Origin of the sequence: Bradyrhizobium canariense (assembly GCF_019402665.1) — a bacterium.
GTDB classification, from domain to species: Bacteria; Pseudomonadota; Alphaproteobacteria; order Rhizobiales; family Xanthobacteraceae; genus Bradyrhizobium; species Bradyrhizobium canariense.
The window spans coordinates 21,592-37,189 of record NZ_VSST01000036.1; the positions used below are offsets into that span (position 1 = coordinate 21,592).

The following is a 15,598-nucleotide window of genomic DNA, read 5'->3' on the forward strand; positions in this document are numbered from 1 at the left end:
GCCTGGCCTCAGCTTGCAGCGCGCAGATTCACCTTGCTCTCGGCGATCGTGGTCAGCTTCTTGTCGGTGGCCTTCTCCTCCTCGAGCGTCTTGGCGAGCATGCTGGCGCAGTCGTTGCGGCCGAGTTGCTTCGCCCAGGCGATCAGGCTGCCGTAGCGGACGATCTCGTAATGCTCCGCCGCCTGTGCCGCGTTGATCAGCGCGGCGTCGAGCACTGCCTTGTCGGCGACTTCGCCGGCCGTCTCGTCGGCTTCCTCGATGATGCCGTCGATCGCGGGGCAATCGACCGCCTTCACCTGCGCACCGTGCATCTTGAACACTTCCTCGAGCCGCTTGACGTGCTCCCTGGTTTCTTCGAGGTGCGTCAAAAAGCCCTGCTTCAGCTGCGGATCGGTCGCCTTATCCGCCATTTTCGGCAGTGCCTTGGTGAGCTGCTGCTCGGCGTAATAGATGTCCTGGAGCTGATGCACGAACAGGTCGTTCATGGTTTTGATGTCTTTTGTGAACAATCCCATCGGTCCGATCCTCTCGGGTTGTGGGAACACGGAGGCACCGGCTTTCAGGAGAAGCCGGTTATTCCGCCATGTTCGATTGCTGATGCGGCACTAACCAGCGCACGGCATCGTCGTTCCAAAAAAGCCCGCATCCCTTGCGCTGGAACAACGCCGGCCGTGCAGGATCTGAAATCATGTCACGGACGGACGCGACCGGTCCTACGACTCATATGCTTAACGCGCGTCCGATGTGAACCGCGTATGACAAAGTGGCTGATCCAAGACAGAACCTATCCTTGTCAAGGGCTGCACAAGTCACTGTTTTTGCCTTAAATGAGCTACATCATGTCTAGCGATCCAAGCCCACATCGGGCACTGATCGCATCCGACCGGCCAATGTCTGGCCTGGTCGGTCTTGCCCCCCGCCGGGAGGATGAATGCACGGACTGCTGACCGCGCTGAAGCGCGGCTTCAAGAGATGGATCGGCTGGCGGCGACTCGGCGTTGCGGCGAGCGTCTTTATCATCGCGTTCGCGATCACCACGCTGGTGCGCACCCTCAAGGGCATCGACACCGGGGTCATCCTGACCGCGTTGACCGAGATCCCCCGCGAAAACATCGGGCTGGCGGCGATTTGCGTATGCTTCGCGTTCTGTACGCTGACCTTCTACGACTTTTTTGCACTGCGAACGATCGGCAAGAAGCACGTGCCCTATCGCATCGCAGCGCTCTCCAGCTTCACGTCCTATTCGATCGGCCACAATATCGGCGCCACAGTCTTCACCGGCGGCGCGATCCGCTTCCGGATCTATTCGGATTACGGGCTGAATGCGATCGACGTCGCCAAAATCTGCTTCCTGTCGGGCCTGACCTTCTGGCTCGGTAACATCTTCGTGCTCTCGATCGGCATGGCCATCCATCCGGATGCCGCCTCCTACATGGATCAGCTGCCGTCGTCGATCAACCGGCTGATTGCGATCGGCGGCCTTGCCTCGATCGGCGCCTATCTGGTCTGGCTTTGCATGGGCGAGAAGCGCCGCGAGCTTGGCCAGAAGGGCTGGAAGGTGGTGCTGCCGTCAGCGCCGCTGACGCTGGTGCAGATCCTGATCGGCGTCGTCGATCTCGGATTCTGCGCGCTGGCGATGTACCTTCTGGTGCCGGCCACTCCGCAGATCGATTTCCTGTCGCTCTCCGTGGTTTTCATTTTGGCGACGTTGCTCGGCTTCGCCAGCCACGCCCCCGGCTCGCTCGGCGTGTTCGACGCCGCCATGCTGGTGGCGCTGCCCGAATTCGGCCGCGAGCAGCTTCTGGCCACGCTCCTCGTCTTCCGCATCCTCTATTTCGTGATCCCGTTCGGTCTTGCCATCTCCATCATGGGCACACGCGAGCTCTGGATGAATGTGGTGGAGCCCTGGCAGGAGCGCCGACGGCTGGCGGAGGCCTGCGCGCAGGCCAACCTGCCCAAGCAGGTGGCAGCGATGGAGCGCGAGCGGTCGCTGCGGCAGGCCAGCAAGCGCTGAGCATGATCCGGAAAAGTGCGAAGCGGCTCTCCGAAAAGATCATGCTCCGTCGATAGTCCGCTAGACGGCGGCCGGTAAAACCTTCAGACCAATGTTGCAGGCGGAGAGCAGCTCTCTTATTTCCGCCTCAACTTTGCCGTTGAAAACGCGGGCCATGATCCCTGTATTCCTTCGCCGTTTCCTCGCCGGTGCCCTGCTGCTCGCCGGGCTCCTCACCGCCTTGCCGCCGGAGCGGGCGGCCGCGCAGGACGCCGGCGCCATGCAGATCAGCTGGGAGGTGCGCAACCGCTTCCGACTGTTCCGCGAGGAGCGCGACTTCCTGCTCCATGTCGAGAACGCGCGTAACCGCAGCATCCTCGCCGCCGAGCAATCGCTGGAGCTCCAGAGCGAGGGCCGCGGCTGGGCCCGCAACATGGTCAACCGGCTCTGCATCGACCTCCAGGGCCGGGTCAACCAGCCCTGCACCCGCGACAACACGAAGGAAAACTACCTCACCCCCCTCGACCATCCCGTCACTGTGCGCCTCGCCGGCGCGGTGCCGGTCGGCGCGACCTGCGCCTGGTCATTCGACGACGGCGACGGGCCGCAACAATCCACCTTCGACTGCGCCGAGCCGGTCAATCTGCGGGTACGCTACGGCAAGCAGACGGTCGCGAGCGTCGACGTCTCCTCCGGCTCCGATCCGACCCAGCGCGTCCAGACCGAGATCCAGGTCCGCGACATCTTCGTCGCTGGCCTCGGAGACAGCATCGCCTCGGGCGAAGGCAATCCGGACCGGTCGCTGGCGCTGTCGGACGAAGGTTTTTGCTTCCGCTCCTATCTCGGCACCGCCGGCGCGCAGTATTATCGGCCGAGCCGGGCCGGCTTCAAGGGCGGCCGCGCCTGCGAAGCGCCGGATACGCTTGCCAACTGGCAGCGCTATAGCGCGCTCTGGTTCAACTCGCCCTGCCACCGATCGCTCTATAGCTATCAGGCCCGCACCGCGCTGGCGCTCGCGGTACGCTACACCCACGTCGCCATTACCTTTCTGCCGCTCGCCTGCACCGGCGCCAGCATCAGCGACGGGCTGCTCGGCTCGCAGCGCGCCCGCGAATGCCCGCCCGGCAAGACCGGCGTCTGCAACATCAGCGTGAACGCGCAGGTCGCCGAGTTGCGGGAGGCGCTGACCGCCGCCCGGAAACGCCAGCCCGAGCGCACACTCGACCTCGTGCTGCTCTCGGTCGGCGCCAACGACGTCTATTTCTCCGGCCTCGTCGCCGACGTGATCGTCGAGACCGCAACCGAGCGCGCCATATTCCGGCGCTCCGGGGTGATGGCGAGCGTTGATGATTCCCGCGATGCGCTGGCGCGCGAGCTGCCGCAGAATTTCGTCAAGCTGCGCGAGGCGCTCAAGCCGCTGGTCGGCGGCGACCTCTCGCACGTGGTCTACGTCTCCTACGCCAACCCGGCGCTCGCCGATGGTGGGGTGCCATGCCGCGGCGGCCGCGCCGGCTTCGACATTCATCCGTCCTTCAACGCCGACCCGCAGCGCCTCGCCCGCGTCTCGACCTTCGTCGACACCGAATTCCTGCCGCAACTGAAGGGGCTCGCCACCTGCACCCGCGGCGCGCTGTGCCGCGATCCCGAGGCCGACCGCATGACCTTCGTGGATTCACATCAGGCAGCGTTCGCCGATCATGGCTTCTGCGCGCATTCGGGCAACGATCCCGAATTCGACCGCACCTGCTTTGCCGAGAACGGCCAGAGCTTCAATCCTGACATCGTGAGCGCAGCGAGCCAGCCGATGCTGTGCGGCCGCGGCGCCTCCGAATTCCGCGCCTATTTGCCGCGCGCGCGCTGGATCCGCGACGCCAATGACAGCTATTTCGCGGCGATGACCTATCCGCAAGGCTTGCCGGCAGCAAGCCAGCCGACCGACATCCATGACGCGACCTGGGGCGTGCTCTCCGCCGTCTATGGCGGCGCCGTGCATCCGAGCGCCGAAGGGCACGCCGCGATGGCGGACGCGGCGCTGCCGGCCGCAAGCGCCGTGCTGGGACTCGATGCGGCACCGCCGGGCGTGACACGCGGGCTGCTCGCGCCGCTGCTGCCAGGCGCGCGGCAGTAGTAGCAAAGGCGAGCGCTCACTCCACTCTCGGTGTCATCGCCCGGCTTGACCGGGCGATCCAGTGCGCCGTGACAGACGTGATTGAATCGAGATGCCGCGGCGTACTGGATTCCCCGCTTTCGCGGGGAATGACAGTTGAGTACGTGGTGAGCGCGTTCGCCATCACCTCAATCGTTCCTCCCCCCTGCCGTTCCATCCATCCAAAAACGGCATCGATCGATACTGCCTTGAACTTGGACACTTTGCCGCGCGCACCTCTAGGAGTCGCAGTGGGGAAACGTTTCGAGTTCTAAGGAGGCGCGCAATGAGCGCAGTGATGTCCGCAGCGGACGTGAGAAGGTCTCGCGTCAGGCTGTTCATCGTGACCATGTTGTTCCTGGTCACGACCGTCAATTATGCCGACCGCGCCACGCTGTCGATCGCGGGCCCCGCGCTTTCCAAGGAGCTGCATCTCGATCCCGTCGCAATGGGCTACATCTTCTCGGCGTTTGGATGGTCCTATGTGATCGCGCAGGTGCCGGGTGGCTGGCTGCTCGACCGCTACGGCTCCCGCCTCGTCTATGCCTTCAGCATCATCGTCTGGTCGCTGTTCACGACGCTGCAGGGCTGGGTCGGATTCTTCAGCGCCGGCACCGCGATCACCGCGCTGTTCGGTCTGCGCTTCCTCGTCGGCATCGCAGAGGCGCCCTCTTTCCCCGCCAATGCCCGCATCGTCGCAGCCTGGTTTCCGAGCAATGAGCGCGGCACCGCGTCGGCCTTCTTCAATTCCGGGCAGTATTTCGCCACCGTTATCTTCGCGCCGCTGATGGGCTGGATCGCGCACGACTACGGCTGGCGCTACGTGTTCTTCGTGATGGGCGCGCTCGGAATCATCATGGGCCTGGTCTGGATCAAGACCGTCTACGGGCCGAAGGAGCATCCCGGCATCAACGAGGCCGAGTTCGACTACATCAAGAACGGCGGCGCGCTGGTCGATCTCGACGCGCCCAAAGACGATCTGAAGCAAGAGGGCGCGCCAGAGGCCGGCTCCGGGTGGGACCACATCCGCCAGTTGCTCTCGAACCGCATGATGCTGGGCGTCTATCTCGGCCAGTATTGCATCAACACGCTGACCTACTTCTTCCTGACCTGGTTCCCGGTCTACCTCGTCAAGGAGCGCGGCCTGTCGATCCTGCAAGCCGGCTTCGTCGCGACGCTGCCGGCGCTGTGCGGCTTCATCGGCGGCGTGCTTGGCGGCGTCATCTCCGACGCGATCCTGCGCAAGACCGGCTCGTTGACGATGGCGCGCAAGATCCCGATCGTCGGCGGCATGCTGCTGTCGATGTCGATCATCGCCTGCAACTATGTCGACGGCCAGGCGCTGGTGGTCGGCTTCATGGCGCTCGCCTTCTTCGGCAAGGGCATCGGCGCGCTCGGCTGGGCTGTCGTCTCCGACACTTCGCCGAAGGAAGCCGGCGGCGTCTCGGGCGGCCTGTTCAACACCTTCGGCAACCTCTCCTCGATCAGCACCCCGATCGTGATCGGCTACATCCTGGCCGCGACCGGCTCGTTCAACGGTGCGCTGATATTCGTCGGCGCCAATGCGCTGGTGGCCGCATTCGCCTATCTCGTGGTCGTCGGCAAGATCGAGCGCGTAGTGCTCAAACGTTCCTCCTGAGGGCTCCCATGGGAGCTTGACCAGGCAACTTAACGGCGGCTTCACGGCCGCCGTCTTTGTTTTGGGAGTAATCGATGCTAGAAGCGCCGGGGAAACGCCTTATCCATCTAAGGCATGTATCGATGTTCGACCTCAATCAGCTCCGCTGTTTCGTCACGGTGGCGGAGGAATTGCATTTCGGCCGCGCCGCCGCGCGGCTGAACATGACCCAGCCGCCGCTGTCCCGGCAGATCCAGGTGCTCGAGCACATCATCGATGCGCCGCTGCTGGAGCGTACCAGCCGCTCGGTGCGCCTGACGCCGGCCGGGCGCAGCTTCCTGCCGGAAGCGCGGCGCATCCTGAAGCTTGCGGAAAGCGCCTCGCAGGTCGCCCGCCGTATCGCGCTCGGCAAGTCCGGCTCGCTGAAGATCGGCTTCACCGCGGCCGCCGCCTACGGCTTTCTCCCCGAGCTCGTCGCCGCCTGCCGCGCCAAGCTGCCCGAGGTGGACTTCTCGCTGAAGGAGATGGTGTCGGGCGACCAGTTCGAGGCCCTTACCTCGGGCCAGATCGATGCCGGCCTGCTCAGGCCCCCGATCGCGCGCCCGGAAATCGCCAGCCGCCGCGTCGTCGCCGAGCCCCTGCTCGCCGCGATCCCGAAAAAGCATCCGCTGGCGAATGCCGAGAGCGTCACGATCAAGGATTTCGACAACCAGCCGTTCGTGATGTATTCGCCCTATGAGAGCCGCTACTTTCACGACGTGCTGGTGGCGCTGTTCACCCGCGCCGACATCCTGCCGCGCTATGTCCAGCACCTGAGCCAGATCCACTCCATCCTCGCCATGGTTCGCGCCGGCCTCGGCCTCGCCATCGTGCCGGCGGCGGCGGCGAGCTTGAAGATCGCGGACGTCCGCCTGCGGCCACTGAAGCTGCGCACCCGCGTCCCCGTCGAGCTGTTCATGGTCTGGCGCCGCGACGACGAAAATCCGCTGCTCTCGGCCCTCGTCAAAATCGCGAGCGAATTGTCCTCGGCGGAGGTGATGGAAGATTGATGCTGAATTCGCATCGGTCGATATAGGCTTTGGCTTGGACCCGCATCGAACGGTCTCCTAAACCACGGCGCATGGACGCGCAGCCTTTGCGTCCTCCACAACACGAGACCAGGGAGCAGCGCCCATGAGCAAGATGACCCCGCAGGAAATGGCCCAGAAGATCGGATCCGGCCTCCTGTCTTTCCCCGTCACCCCGTTCAAGGCGGATTACTCCTTCGACGAGGCGACCTACCGCGCCAATATGGATTGGCTCTGCGGCTATGACGTCGCAGGCCTGTTCGCCGCCGGCGGCACCGGCGAATTCTTCTCGCTGACGGCCGCCGAGGTTCCGCAGGTCGTGAAGATCGCCGTGGACGAGACCAAGGGCCGCGTGCCCGTGCTCGCCGGCACCGGCTACGGCACCGCCACCGCGCGCGAGATCGCGATCGGCGCGGAGAAGGCCGGCGCCGACGGCTTGTTGCTGCTGCCGCCTTATCTCACCCATGCCGAGCAGGACGGCCTTGCTGCCCACGTGGAAGCGATCTGCGCCTCCGTGAAGATCGGCGTCATCGTCTACAACCGCGACAACGCCATCCTCCAGCCCGATACGCTCGCCCGCCTCGCCGAACGTTGCCCGAACCTCGTCGGCTACAAGGACGGCATCGGCGACATCGAGCTGATGACCCGCGTCTACACCAAGCTCGGCGACCGCCTGACCTATATCGGCGGCCTGCCGACCGCGGAGACGTTCGCGCTGCCCTATCTCGACATGGGCGTGACCACCTACTCCTCGGCGGTGTTCAACTTCGTTCCGGAATTCGCCACCAATTTCTACGCCGCCGTACGCAAGCGCGACCACGCGACGATCCACGCCGGCCTGAAGGACTTCATCCTGCCGCTGATCGCGATCCGCAACCGCAAGAAGGGCTATGCGGTCTCGATCATCAAGGCCGGCATGAAGGTGATCGGCCGCGATTCCGGCCCAGTCCGTCCGCCGCTGACCGATCTCACCGAGCAGGAGATCGCGGAGGTCACGGCGCTGGTGAAGAATCTGCCCGCCATCCGATCGTCACAACAGGCTGCAGAATAACAGCGACACAGGGAGGAGCCTGCGATGGCCAAAACCGAGATCACTGGCGCACCGGTCGTCACCGCGATGCAGGTGATCCCGGTCGCAGGCCGTGACAGCATGCTCCTTAATCTGAGCGGTGCGCATGCGCCGTTCTTCACCCGCAACATCGTCATCCTCACCGACAATGCCGGTCACACCGGCGTCGGCGAGGTGCCCGGCGGCCAAAAGATCTGGCAGACGCTGCAGGACGCCCGTGATCTCGTGATCGGCAAGACCGTCGGCGCGATGAACAACGTCCTCGCCGACGTTCGTACAGCCTTCGCCGATCGCGATGCCGGCGGCCGCGGCAAGCAGACTTTCGATCTCCGCGTCATGATCCACGCCGTCACGGCTGTGGAGTCCGCCCTGCTCGACCTGCTCGGTCAGCATCTCAACCTGCCCGTCGCAGCCCTGCTCGGCGAAGGCCAGCAGCGCACCAGCGTCGAGACGCTCGGCTATCTCTTCTTCGTCGGCGACCGGCGCAAATCCAAGCTCGACTATGTCGGCGGCGAGAGCGGCAAGCCCGAATGGTTCAACCTCCGCCATCAGCAGGCGATGACGCCGGAAACGGTGGTGCGGCTGGCGGAAGCCACCCACGACCATTACGGCTTCGCCGATTTCAAGCTCAAGGGCGGCGTGCTGCGCGGCGAGCAGGAGATCGAGGCCGTCACTGCGATCGCCAAGCGCTTTCCGAATGCGCGGGTGACCCTGGACCCGAACGGCGCATGGTCGCTCGACGAGGCTGTCGGCCTCTGCAAGGACATGCACGGCATCCTCGCCTATGCCGAGGACCCCTGCGGCGCCGAAGGCGGCTTCTCCGGCCGTGAGATCATGGCCGAGTTCCGCCGCGCAACGGGCCTGCCGACCGCGACCAACATGATCGCGACCGATTGGCGGCAATTGTCGCATGCGCTGCGCCTCGGTGCGGTGGACATTCCGCTCGCCGATCCCCATTTCTGGACCATGCAGGGCTCGGTGCGCGTGGCACAGACCTGCCGCGACAACGGCCTGACCTGGGGTTCGCACTCCAACAACCATTTCGACATCTCGCTCGCCATGTTCACCCATGTCGGCGCCGCCGCCCCCGGCAGGGTCACCGCAATCGACACGCACTGGATCTGGCAGGACGGCCAGGCCCTGACGAAGGAGCCGCTCCAGATCAAGGGCGGCAAGATCGTCGTGCCTGAGAGGCCGGGCCTGGGTATCGAAATCGACAGGGCCGCCATCGACGCCGCGCATGACCTTTACAAGCAGCATGGACTCGGCGCCCGCGATGACGCTATTGCCATGCAGGACTTGATCCCCGGCTGGACCTTCGACGACAAGCGTCCCTGCCTGGTTCGTTAAAAACTCTGGAGGAAGCTATGACTGCGATCCTGAAGAACTTCATCGGCGGCGAATGGGTCGATGGCTCCGCCGTCACCAAGAACATCAACCCCTCCAACACCAACGACGTCGTCGGCGAATACGCCAAGGCCGACAAGGCGCAGACCGAGAAGGCGATCGCCGCCGCCAAGGCCGCCTTCCCCGCCTGGGCGCAGTCGACGCCGCAGGCGCGCTACGACGCGCTGAACAAGATTTCGCTCGAGATCATCGCCCGCAAGGAAGAGCTCGGTCGCCTGCTCGCCCGCGAGGAAGGCAAGACGCTGCCCGAGGGCATCGGCGAGGTCGCCCGCGCCGGCCAGATCTTTGCGTTCTTCGCCGGCGAGGCGCTGCGCATGATCGGCGAGAAGGGCGCTTCCGTCCGTCCCGGCATCGACGTCGAGCTCACCCGTGAGCCGATGGGCGTCGTCGGCATGATCACGCCCTGGAATTTCCCGATCGCGATCCCCGCCTGGAAGATCGCCCCGGCGCTCTGCTACGGCAACACCGTGGTGTTCAAGCCTGCCGAGCTGGTGCCGGGCTCGGCGCATGCGCTGTCCGAGATCATCACCCGTTCCGGCATCCCGGCCGGCGTGTTCAACCTCGTTGTCGGCTCGGGCTCCGTGGTCGGCCAGACCCTGATCGAGCATCCCGACGTCGCCGCGATCACCTTCACCGGCTCGGTGCAGACCGGCCGCAAGATCGCGCAGGCCTGCGTGACCTCGAGCAGCATGAAGAAATTCCAGCTCGAAATGGGCGGCAAGAACCCGCTGGTGGTGCTCGACGACGCCGATCTCAAGACCGCCGTGGAAGTCGCCGTCAACGGCGCCTATTTCTCCACCGGCCAGCGCTGCACCGCGTCCTCGCGCCTGATCGTCACCGAAGGTATTCACGACCGTTTCGTTGCGGCGATGACCGAGCGCCTGAAAGGCCTGACGGTCGACGACGCGCTCAAGGCCGGCGTGCATATCGGCCCCGTGGTCGACCAGAGCCAGCTCGACCAGGATCTGCGCTACATCAAGATCGGCCAGGACGAGGGTGCCAAGCTCGCCTGGGGTGGCGAGCTGCTCAAGCGCGAAACGCCCGGCCACTACCTGCAGCCGGCGCTGTTCACGGAAGCCAACAACAACATGCGGATCGCGCGCGAAGAAATCTTCGGGCCGGTCGCAACCGTCATTCGCGCCAAGAACTACGAGGAGGCGCTGGCGATCTCCAACGACACCGAGTTCGGCCTTGCCTCCGGCATCTGCACCACCAGCCTGAAATACGCCTCGCACTACAAGCGCAACAGCGAGTCCGGCATGGTGATGGTCAATCTGCCGACCGCCGGCGTCGATTATCACGTGCCGTTCGGTGGCCGGAAGGGTTCGAGCTACGGCGCCCGCGAGCAGGGCTCCTATGCCCGCGAGTTCTATACGACGGTGAAGACCGCCTATACCTATCCCGGTTGACGGAGCGTAGGTGTCGTAGGGTGGGTTAGCGCAGCGTAACCCACCTCTTGTGGTTCGACGGATGCAGACGGTGGTGGGTTACGCTGCGCTAACCCACCCTACACTTCGGAGTCCTTCCATGGACCAGTCAGTCGCAGCGAAAGAGCAGCCCCGCTACATCAAGCTCAACGATCGCGACAACGTCGCGATCGTTGTCAATGATTTCGGGCTTCCCGCCGGCTCCCGTTTCGCCAGCGGGCTGACGCTGCGTGCCTTCGTGCCGCAGGGACACAAGACGGCGCTGGTCGACATCGCGCGGGACGCCCCGATCATCCGCTACGGCGAGGTGATCGGCCATGCGCTCGCGCCGATCCTGGCCGGCGAATGGGTGGACGAAGCGCGCATCCGCATGCCGGAGGCCCCTGCCCTCGACAAGTTGGAAATCTCGACCGCCGTTCCCGCGCCGCTGCCGCCGCTGGATGGTTTCACGTTCGAAGGCTTTCGCAATTCCGACGGCTCGGTCGGTACCAAGAACATCCTCGGCATCTCCTCCTCCGTGCAATGCGTCAAGGGCACGATGGAATACGCGGTGAAGCGCATCCGCGCCGAGCTGCTGCCGAAATATCCGAATGTCGACGACGTCGTGCCGCTGACGCACGCCTATGGCTGTGGCGTCGCCATCAACGCGCCTGATGCAGTGATTCCGATCCGCACGCTGCAAAACATCGCGCAGAACCCGAATTTCGGCGGCGAGATCCTGGTCATCAGCTTGGGATGCGAAAAGCTCGCGCCCGAGCGTCTGGTGCCGGAAGGCGTCAGCAATGCCATCGTGCGCATGCAGGACGAAGCCTTCGACGGTTTTGGCGCCATCGTCGACGCGATCATGACCCAGGCCGAAGCCCGCCTGAAGATCCTCAACAAGCGCACCCGCGAGACCTGCCCGGCCGCCGATCTCGTCATCGGCCTGCAATGCGGTGGTAGCGACGCCTTCTCCGGCGTCACCGCGAACCCTGCGGTCGGCTTCGCCGCCGACCTGCTGGTGCGCGCCGGCGCCACCGTGATGTTCTCGGAAGTCACCGAAGTGCGCGACGCGATCCAGCTGCTCACGCGACGCGCCATCAACGAGGACGTCGGCCGCGCGCTGGTCCGCGAGATGGCCTGGTACGATTCCTATCTCGCCCGCGGCGGCGCGGACCGCAGCGCCAACACCACGCCGGGCAACAAGAGGGGCGGCTTGGCGAATATCGTCGAGAAATCATTGGGCTCGATCGTCAAGTCCGGATCAAGCGCAATCACCGGCGTACTCTCGCCCGGCGAGAAGGCGACGCAGAAGGGCATGCTGTTTGCGGCGACGCCGGCATCCGACTTCATCTGCGGCACGCTCCAGCTCGCCTCCGGCATGACGCTGCAAGTGTTCACCACCGGCCGCGGCACGCCTTACGGCCTTGCGGCTGCGCCCGTGATCAAGGTCGCGACCCGCAGCGAGCTCGCGCGACGCTGGAAGGACCTGATCGATTTCGATGCCGGCGGCATCGCGACCGGCGAGAAGACCATTCAGGAGACCGGCTGGGACCTGTTCCGCCTGATCCTCGACGTCGCCAGCGGCCGCACGCAACCCTGGTCGGATCGCTGGGGCATCCACAACGATTTGACGCTGTTCAATCCGGCGCCGGTGACCTGAGCGCCGCGCGCGGACGCTGCCTCGCCGCGCGGATGTATTGGTGCGAGAGTCTCGTTTCGACGCCACGCGTCGCCCGGGATGACGCTTCAGTCTAGGTCATGCTGCCCGGCATGAAACAGCGCACGCGCGGATGGCCGTCGATATAGTGCTTCCACACCATGGTGCGGCCGATCTTATTCGGCTCGGTGATGACGGCACCGTCGGGCACGACCACCCATTCGCCCTCGAGATGCACGCGATAGCGGCCTTTGTCGGATTCCCAGTCGACATCGGCGACCACGTAGCCGTCGGCATCCGAGCAGCATTGGCCGTATTCGCTGTGCAGGCTCTCGAACCAGGGCTTTAACGGCGAGTTGGCGTAGCGGCCGTCGTCACGCGCCATCGTCGGGGCGGTCAGCAGCACGGTCAGGACCAGCAGCATGGCGGCACGCGGTATTGCACGTCTCATGTCGTCTCCGCGGATCGAGGTCATCGCCGCGGGGCGATAGCTGCCGTCCGCCTTCCGCGACTCGGCGAAGGGCGTCAAGGACGGCGACTCATTCCCCCAACAGCTTTGCGGATAGCTATGCAAATCCGGCGCCACCGCGCATTCCGGGGAACTACTGGAGCGCGTCCGGCACGCATTGGTCTTTCGACGGGTATGACTGCTACTCGCGCGCCAAGATCTCCGCTGTCTCAGCCGGCCGCATGCGCGATTGCGCACGGGGGCCACGGACACCGCGCAAGAACGCGGAGAGGCTGCGACCTACTGGAGTCCCCGCCTTGGCGGGCAATGACGGCGGTGTGTGGAGCTACGGAAGTTTGGGCGCCATAGCGCGCGACTAGACCCTACTGCTTCGGCGCCGGCGCCATCATCGCGCCGCCCTTCTTCGCCGCGGGCACGGGCGCGGGTTTGGTCGCGGCGGTCGCTTGCGCCGGGAGATATTTGGCGACGATGGCGGGATCGACCTGCGCGATGTTGGCGTCGGGAAGACGCGTCCAGGTCTCGTCCTTGCCGAACAGGGAGATGCCGAGGAAACCGCGCATCGTCAGCGTCTGCCCATCCGGGCTGACCGTCATCTTGGCCTTCCAGATGTTGCCGTCGCGCGGATTGACCACGTTGCCGCCGTCATACTTCAAACCGTCGCGCTTCATGTCGCGGATAAAGGAAAGCCCGAGCACCGGCGCGTTCTTGCGATCGTCCGTGCATTTCGCGCAGATCTCGTTCGGGTCGTCGCCAGGCCGCGGAAAGGTTTTTGCGATAACGCCTTCGAAGATGCCGTTGTGGTCGATGAAGAGGAACCATCCCACCGTCTTGCCGTCTTCGACCTTCTGCCAGAGGCCTGCGGCGGTCGGCTGCTGCACTTGCGCCACAACCGGGCTCACCGCACCGAGCGACATCGCGAGCGCGAGGAGCGAGAACAGCCGAAAGCTGGAAAAGAGAGTCCGCATTATCATCACCTTGCTGAGCCAATCGCCTTGCTAAGCCGCCAATTGCAATGGCCGCAGACTACGGCGATTTCGCGAACTGTTCCAGCACCAGAAACATGGGGCATCGCCCGCCGCCGTCAGTTGACGCCGAGCTTCTTTTGCAGGCTGGAGGACGAGGTCGTGTACTGGAACACGAGCCGCTTCTCCGGATAGACGTAGCGATGGGCTTTTTGCGACATCAGCGCGCCCTCGTGGAAACCGCACAGGATCAGCTTGATCTTGCCGGGATAGGTGTTGATGTCGCCGATCGCGAAGATGCCTGGCACGTTGGTCTCGAACGCGGATGTCTCGACCGGCACCAGATTGTTCTCCAGCGCGATGCCCCAGTTCGCGACCGGACCGAGCTTCATGGTCAGCCCGAAGAACGGCAGCATGGTGTCGCAGGTAATTTCGCTGACGCTGTTGTCGTTGCCCTTGACGGTGGCGCCGCTCAGCCTGCCCTCGTTGCCTGACAGCGCGGTGACCTGGCCGAGGCGCAGATCCATCTTGCCGGCCGCGACCAGCGCGCGCATCTGCTCGACGCTGTGGGGGGCGGCGCGAAAATCGTCGCGACGGTGCAAGAGCGTGATGCGCTTGGCGATCGGATGCAGATTGAGCGTCCAGTCGAGCGCGGAATCGCCGCCGCCCACGATCAGCACGTTCTTGTCGCGGAACGTCTCCATCTTGCGCACGGCGTAGTGCACCGAACTTCCTTCATAGGCTTCGATCCCCGGCACCGGTGGACGCTTGGGCTGGAACGAGCCGCCGCCGGCAGCGATCACCAGCACCTTGCATTCGAACACCTTGCCGGCGTCCGTCGTGCAGCGGAACAGGGGATCGCCGATCTTCTCCACGGTCTCGATCATCTCGCCGAGATGGAAAGTCGGATGGAACGGCTTGATCTGCTCCATCAGCGCGTCGGTGAGGCCCTGCCCCGAAACCTGCGGAATGCCGGGAATGTCGTAGATCGGCTTTTCCGGATAGAGTTCTGCGCACTGGCCGCCGACCTTGTCGAGGATGTCGACGAAATGCGTCTTCATGTCGAGAAGGCCCAGCTCGAAAGCGGCGAACAGACCGCAGGGGCCGGCGCCAATAATCAGCACATCGGTTTTGATCGCGTCGCTCATATCGTCTCTTTATCGGTCGTTCGGTGGGACGGCGCCCTGTGGGCCGAGGTGACCCTGCCTGTCTAGCCAACGGGGATGGATCAGGGAAGGCATAAAAGCGGGAGCGCCCCGCAGCCGGGCCCACTTGCCGGGTCAGGATAACTGGGCTGTAACGAGCAACGATATGACGGAGATCAATCGGTGAACGCACCAAGCCGCCTCGATACGACGCCGCGCCTGGAGGACTACCCTTTTCGCCTCAGCGACAATGTCCGCTTCGGTGATCTCGACCCCAACCAGCACGTCAACAACGCGGTCTACGCCACCTATTTCGAGACCGGCCGTGTCACGCTAATGAAGCTTCCGGAATACGGCCTGACGCCGCCGGGCCTTGCCTGGATCATGGTGCGGCTCGACATCCATTTTCGCGCGGAGCTGCATTGGCCGAGCACGATCGAGCTCGGCCTCGGCGTCGCGAAGCTGGGACGAACGTCGGTGACGTTCGAGCAGGTGGTGTTTTCGGAAGGGAAGTGCATTGCATCGGCGACATCCGTCGCCGTGATGATCGACGAAGCGTCGCGCCGGCCAACGCCACTGATCGCGGAAGTGCTCGAGAAGCTCAGACCCTGGCACAAGCGCGGCATCGAGGTCGCGCCGCCGAGCACATGACAGCT

13 protein-coding genes are annotated in these 15,598 nt (G+C 64.5%); 9 read left to right on the plus strand and 4 right to left on the minus strand.

Features of this window, described 5'->3' with window-relative positions; translation table 11 throughout:
* Positions 1–8: 8 nt before the first annotated feature.
* Positions 9–515 carry a YciE/YciF ferroxidase family protein gene (locus FXB41_RS18880; protein WP_007602065.1) on the minus strand — a complete coding sequence of 169 codons (507 nt, stop codon included), beginning with the start codon at positions 513–515 and terminating at the stop codon, positions 9–11.
* 416 nt (positions 516–931) lie between these two features.
* Here FXB41_RS18880 and FXB41_RS18885 point away from each other — a divergent pair, with 416 nt between their 5' ends.
* The 8 genes from FXB41_RS18885 to garD all read left to right on the plus strand — a co-directional run bounded on the left by FXB41_RS18885 (position 932) and on the right by garD (position 12,369).
* A complete protein-coding gene (locus FXB41_RS18885) occupies positions 932–2,014 on the plus strand; it encodes a lysylphosphatidylglycerol synthase transmembrane domain-containing protein (RefSeq protein WP_219682805.1) in 1,083 nt (360 codons plus the stop codon).
* 154 nt (positions 2,015–2,168) lie between these two features.
* Positions 2,169–4,121 carry an SGNH/GDSL hydrolase family protein gene (locus FXB41_RS18890; protein ID WP_219682806.1) on the plus strand — a complete coding sequence of 651 codons (1,953 nt, stop codon included), beginning with the start codon at positions 2,169–2,171 and terminating at the stop codon, positions 4,119–4,121.
* Positions 4,122–4,425: 304 nt separating this feature from the next.
* The gene (locus FXB41_RS18895; RefSeq protein WP_219682807.1) at positions 4,426–5,778 is read left to right on the plus strand and encodes an MFS transporter; all 1,353 of its coding nucleotides are present in this window, start codon (positions 4,426–4,428) and stop codon (positions 5,776–5,778) included.
* Positions 5,779–5,900: 122 nt separating this feature from the next.
* Positions 5,901–6,806 carry a LysR family transcriptional regulator gene (locus FXB41_RS18900; RefSeq protein WP_007602059.1) on the plus strand — a complete coding sequence of 302 codons (906 nt, stop codon included), beginning with the start codon at positions 5,901–5,903 and terminating at the stop codon, positions 6,804–6,806.
* 124 nt (positions 6,807–6,930) lie between these two features.
* Positions 6,931–7,875 (plus strand): 5-dehydro-4-deoxyglucarate dehydratase, encoded by a 945-nt coding sequence (gene kdgD / locus FXB41_RS18905; RefSeq protein WP_007602056.1) that lies wholly within the window; start codon positions 6,931–6,933, stop codon positions 7,873–7,875.
* Between the two features lie 24 nt (positions 7,876–7,899).
* A complete protein-coding gene (gene gudD / locus FXB41_RS18910; protein ID WP_219682808.1) occupies positions 7,900–9,243 on the plus strand; it encodes a glucarate dehydratase in 1,344 nt (447 codons plus the stop codon).
* 17 nt (positions 9,244–9,260) lie between these two features.
* On the plus strand, positions 9,261–10,709 hold the full coding sequence (locus tag FXB41_RS18915) for an aldehyde dehydrogenase family protein (RefSeq protein WP_219682809.1): 1,449 nt from the start codon (positions 9,261–9,263) through the stop codon (positions 10,707–10,709).
* A gap of 118 nt (positions 10,710–10,827) precedes the next feature.
* Positions 10,828–12,369 (plus strand): galactarate dehydratase, encoded by a 1,542-nt coding sequence (garD, locus tag FXB41_RS18920; RefSeq protein WP_219682810.1) that lies wholly within the window; start codon positions 10,828–10,830, stop codon positions 12,367–12,369.
* A gap of 91 nt (positions 12,370–12,460) precedes the next feature.
* Here the strand turns inward: garD and FXB41_RS18925 are convergent, their stop codons facing one another.
* The 3 genes from FXB41_RS18925 to FXB41_RS18935 all read right to left on the minus strand — a co-directional run bounded on the left by FXB41_RS18925 (position 12,461) and on the right by FXB41_RS18935 (position 14,945).
* Entirely contained in the window at positions 12,461–12,817 is a 357-nt protein-coding gene (locus FXB41_RS18925; protein WP_027518961.1) for a hypothetical protein, read from the minus strand.
* 380 nt (positions 12,818–13,197) lie between these two features.
* On the minus strand, positions 13,198–13,800 hold the full coding sequence (locus FXB41_RS18930) for a DUF2147 domain-containing protein (protein ID WP_219682811.1): 603 nt from the start codon (positions 13,798–13,800) through the stop codon (positions 13,198–13,200).
* A 116-nt stretch (positions 13,801–13,916) separates the two neighbouring features.
* Positions 13,917–14,945 (minus strand): NAD(P)/FAD-dependent oxidoreductase, encoded by a 1,029-nt coding sequence (locus FXB41_RS18935; protein ID WP_219682812.1) that lies wholly within the window; start codon positions 14,943–14,945, stop codon positions 13,917–13,919.
* 180 nt (positions 14,946–15,125) lie between these two features.
* On the opposite strand from FXB41_RS18935, the gene FXB41_RS18940 reads away from it, so the two are divergent.
* Positions 15,126–15,593, plus strand: a complete 468-nt coding sequence (locus FXB41_RS18940) for an acyl-CoA thioesterase (RefSeq protein WP_219682813.1) — start codon at positions 15,126–15,128, stop codon at positions 15,591–15,593.
* Positions 15,594–15,598: the final 5 nt, after the last annotated feature.

Coding starts and splice junctions, on each gene's coding strand:
- FXB41_RS18880 (WP_007602065.1), bottom strand. CDS start 515: ATGGGATTGTTCACAAAAGACATCAAAACCATGAACGACCTGTTCGTG.
- FXB41_RS18885 (WP_219682805.1), top strand. CDS start 932: ATGCACGGACTGCTGACCGCGCTGAAGCGCGGCTTCAAGAGATGGATC.
- FXB41_RS18890 (WP_219682806.1), top strand. CDS start 2,169: ATGATCCCTGTATTCCTTCGCCGTTTCCTCGCCGGTGCCCTGCTGCTC.
- FXB41_RS18895 (WP_219682807.1), top strand. CDS start 4,426: ATGAGCGCAGTGATGTCCGCAGCGGACGTGAGAAGGTCTCGCGTCAGG.
- FXB41_RS18900 (WP_007602059.1), top strand. CDS start 5,901: ATGTTCGACCTCAATCAGCTCCGCTGTTTCGTCACGGTGGCGGAGGAA.
- kdgD (WP_007602056.1), top strand. CDS start 6,931: ATGAGCAAGATGACCCCGCAGGAAATGGCCCAGAAGATCGGATCCGGC.
- gudD (WP_219682808.1), top strand. CDS start 7,900: ATGGCCAAAACCGAGATCACTGGCGCACCGGTCGTCACCGCGATGCAG.
- FXB41_RS18915 (WP_219682809.1), top strand. CDS start 9,261: ATGACTGCGATCCTGAAGAACTTCATCGGCGGCGAATGGGTCGATGGC.
- garD (WP_219682810.1), top strand. CDS start 10,828: ATGGACCAGTCAGTCGCAGCGAAAGAGCAGCCCCGCTACATCAAGCTC.
- FXB41_RS18925 (WP_027518961.1), bottom strand. CDS start 12,817: ATGAGACGTGCAATACCGCGTGCCGCCATGCTGCTGGTCCTGACCGTG.
- FXB41_RS18930 (WP_219682811.1), bottom strand. CDS start 13,800: ATGCGGACTCTCTTTTCCAGCTTTCGGCTGTTCTCGCTCCTCGCGCTC.
- FXB41_RS18935 (WP_219682812.1), bottom strand. CDS start 14,945: ATGAGCGACGCGATCAAAACCGATGTGCTGATTATTGGCGCCGGCCCC.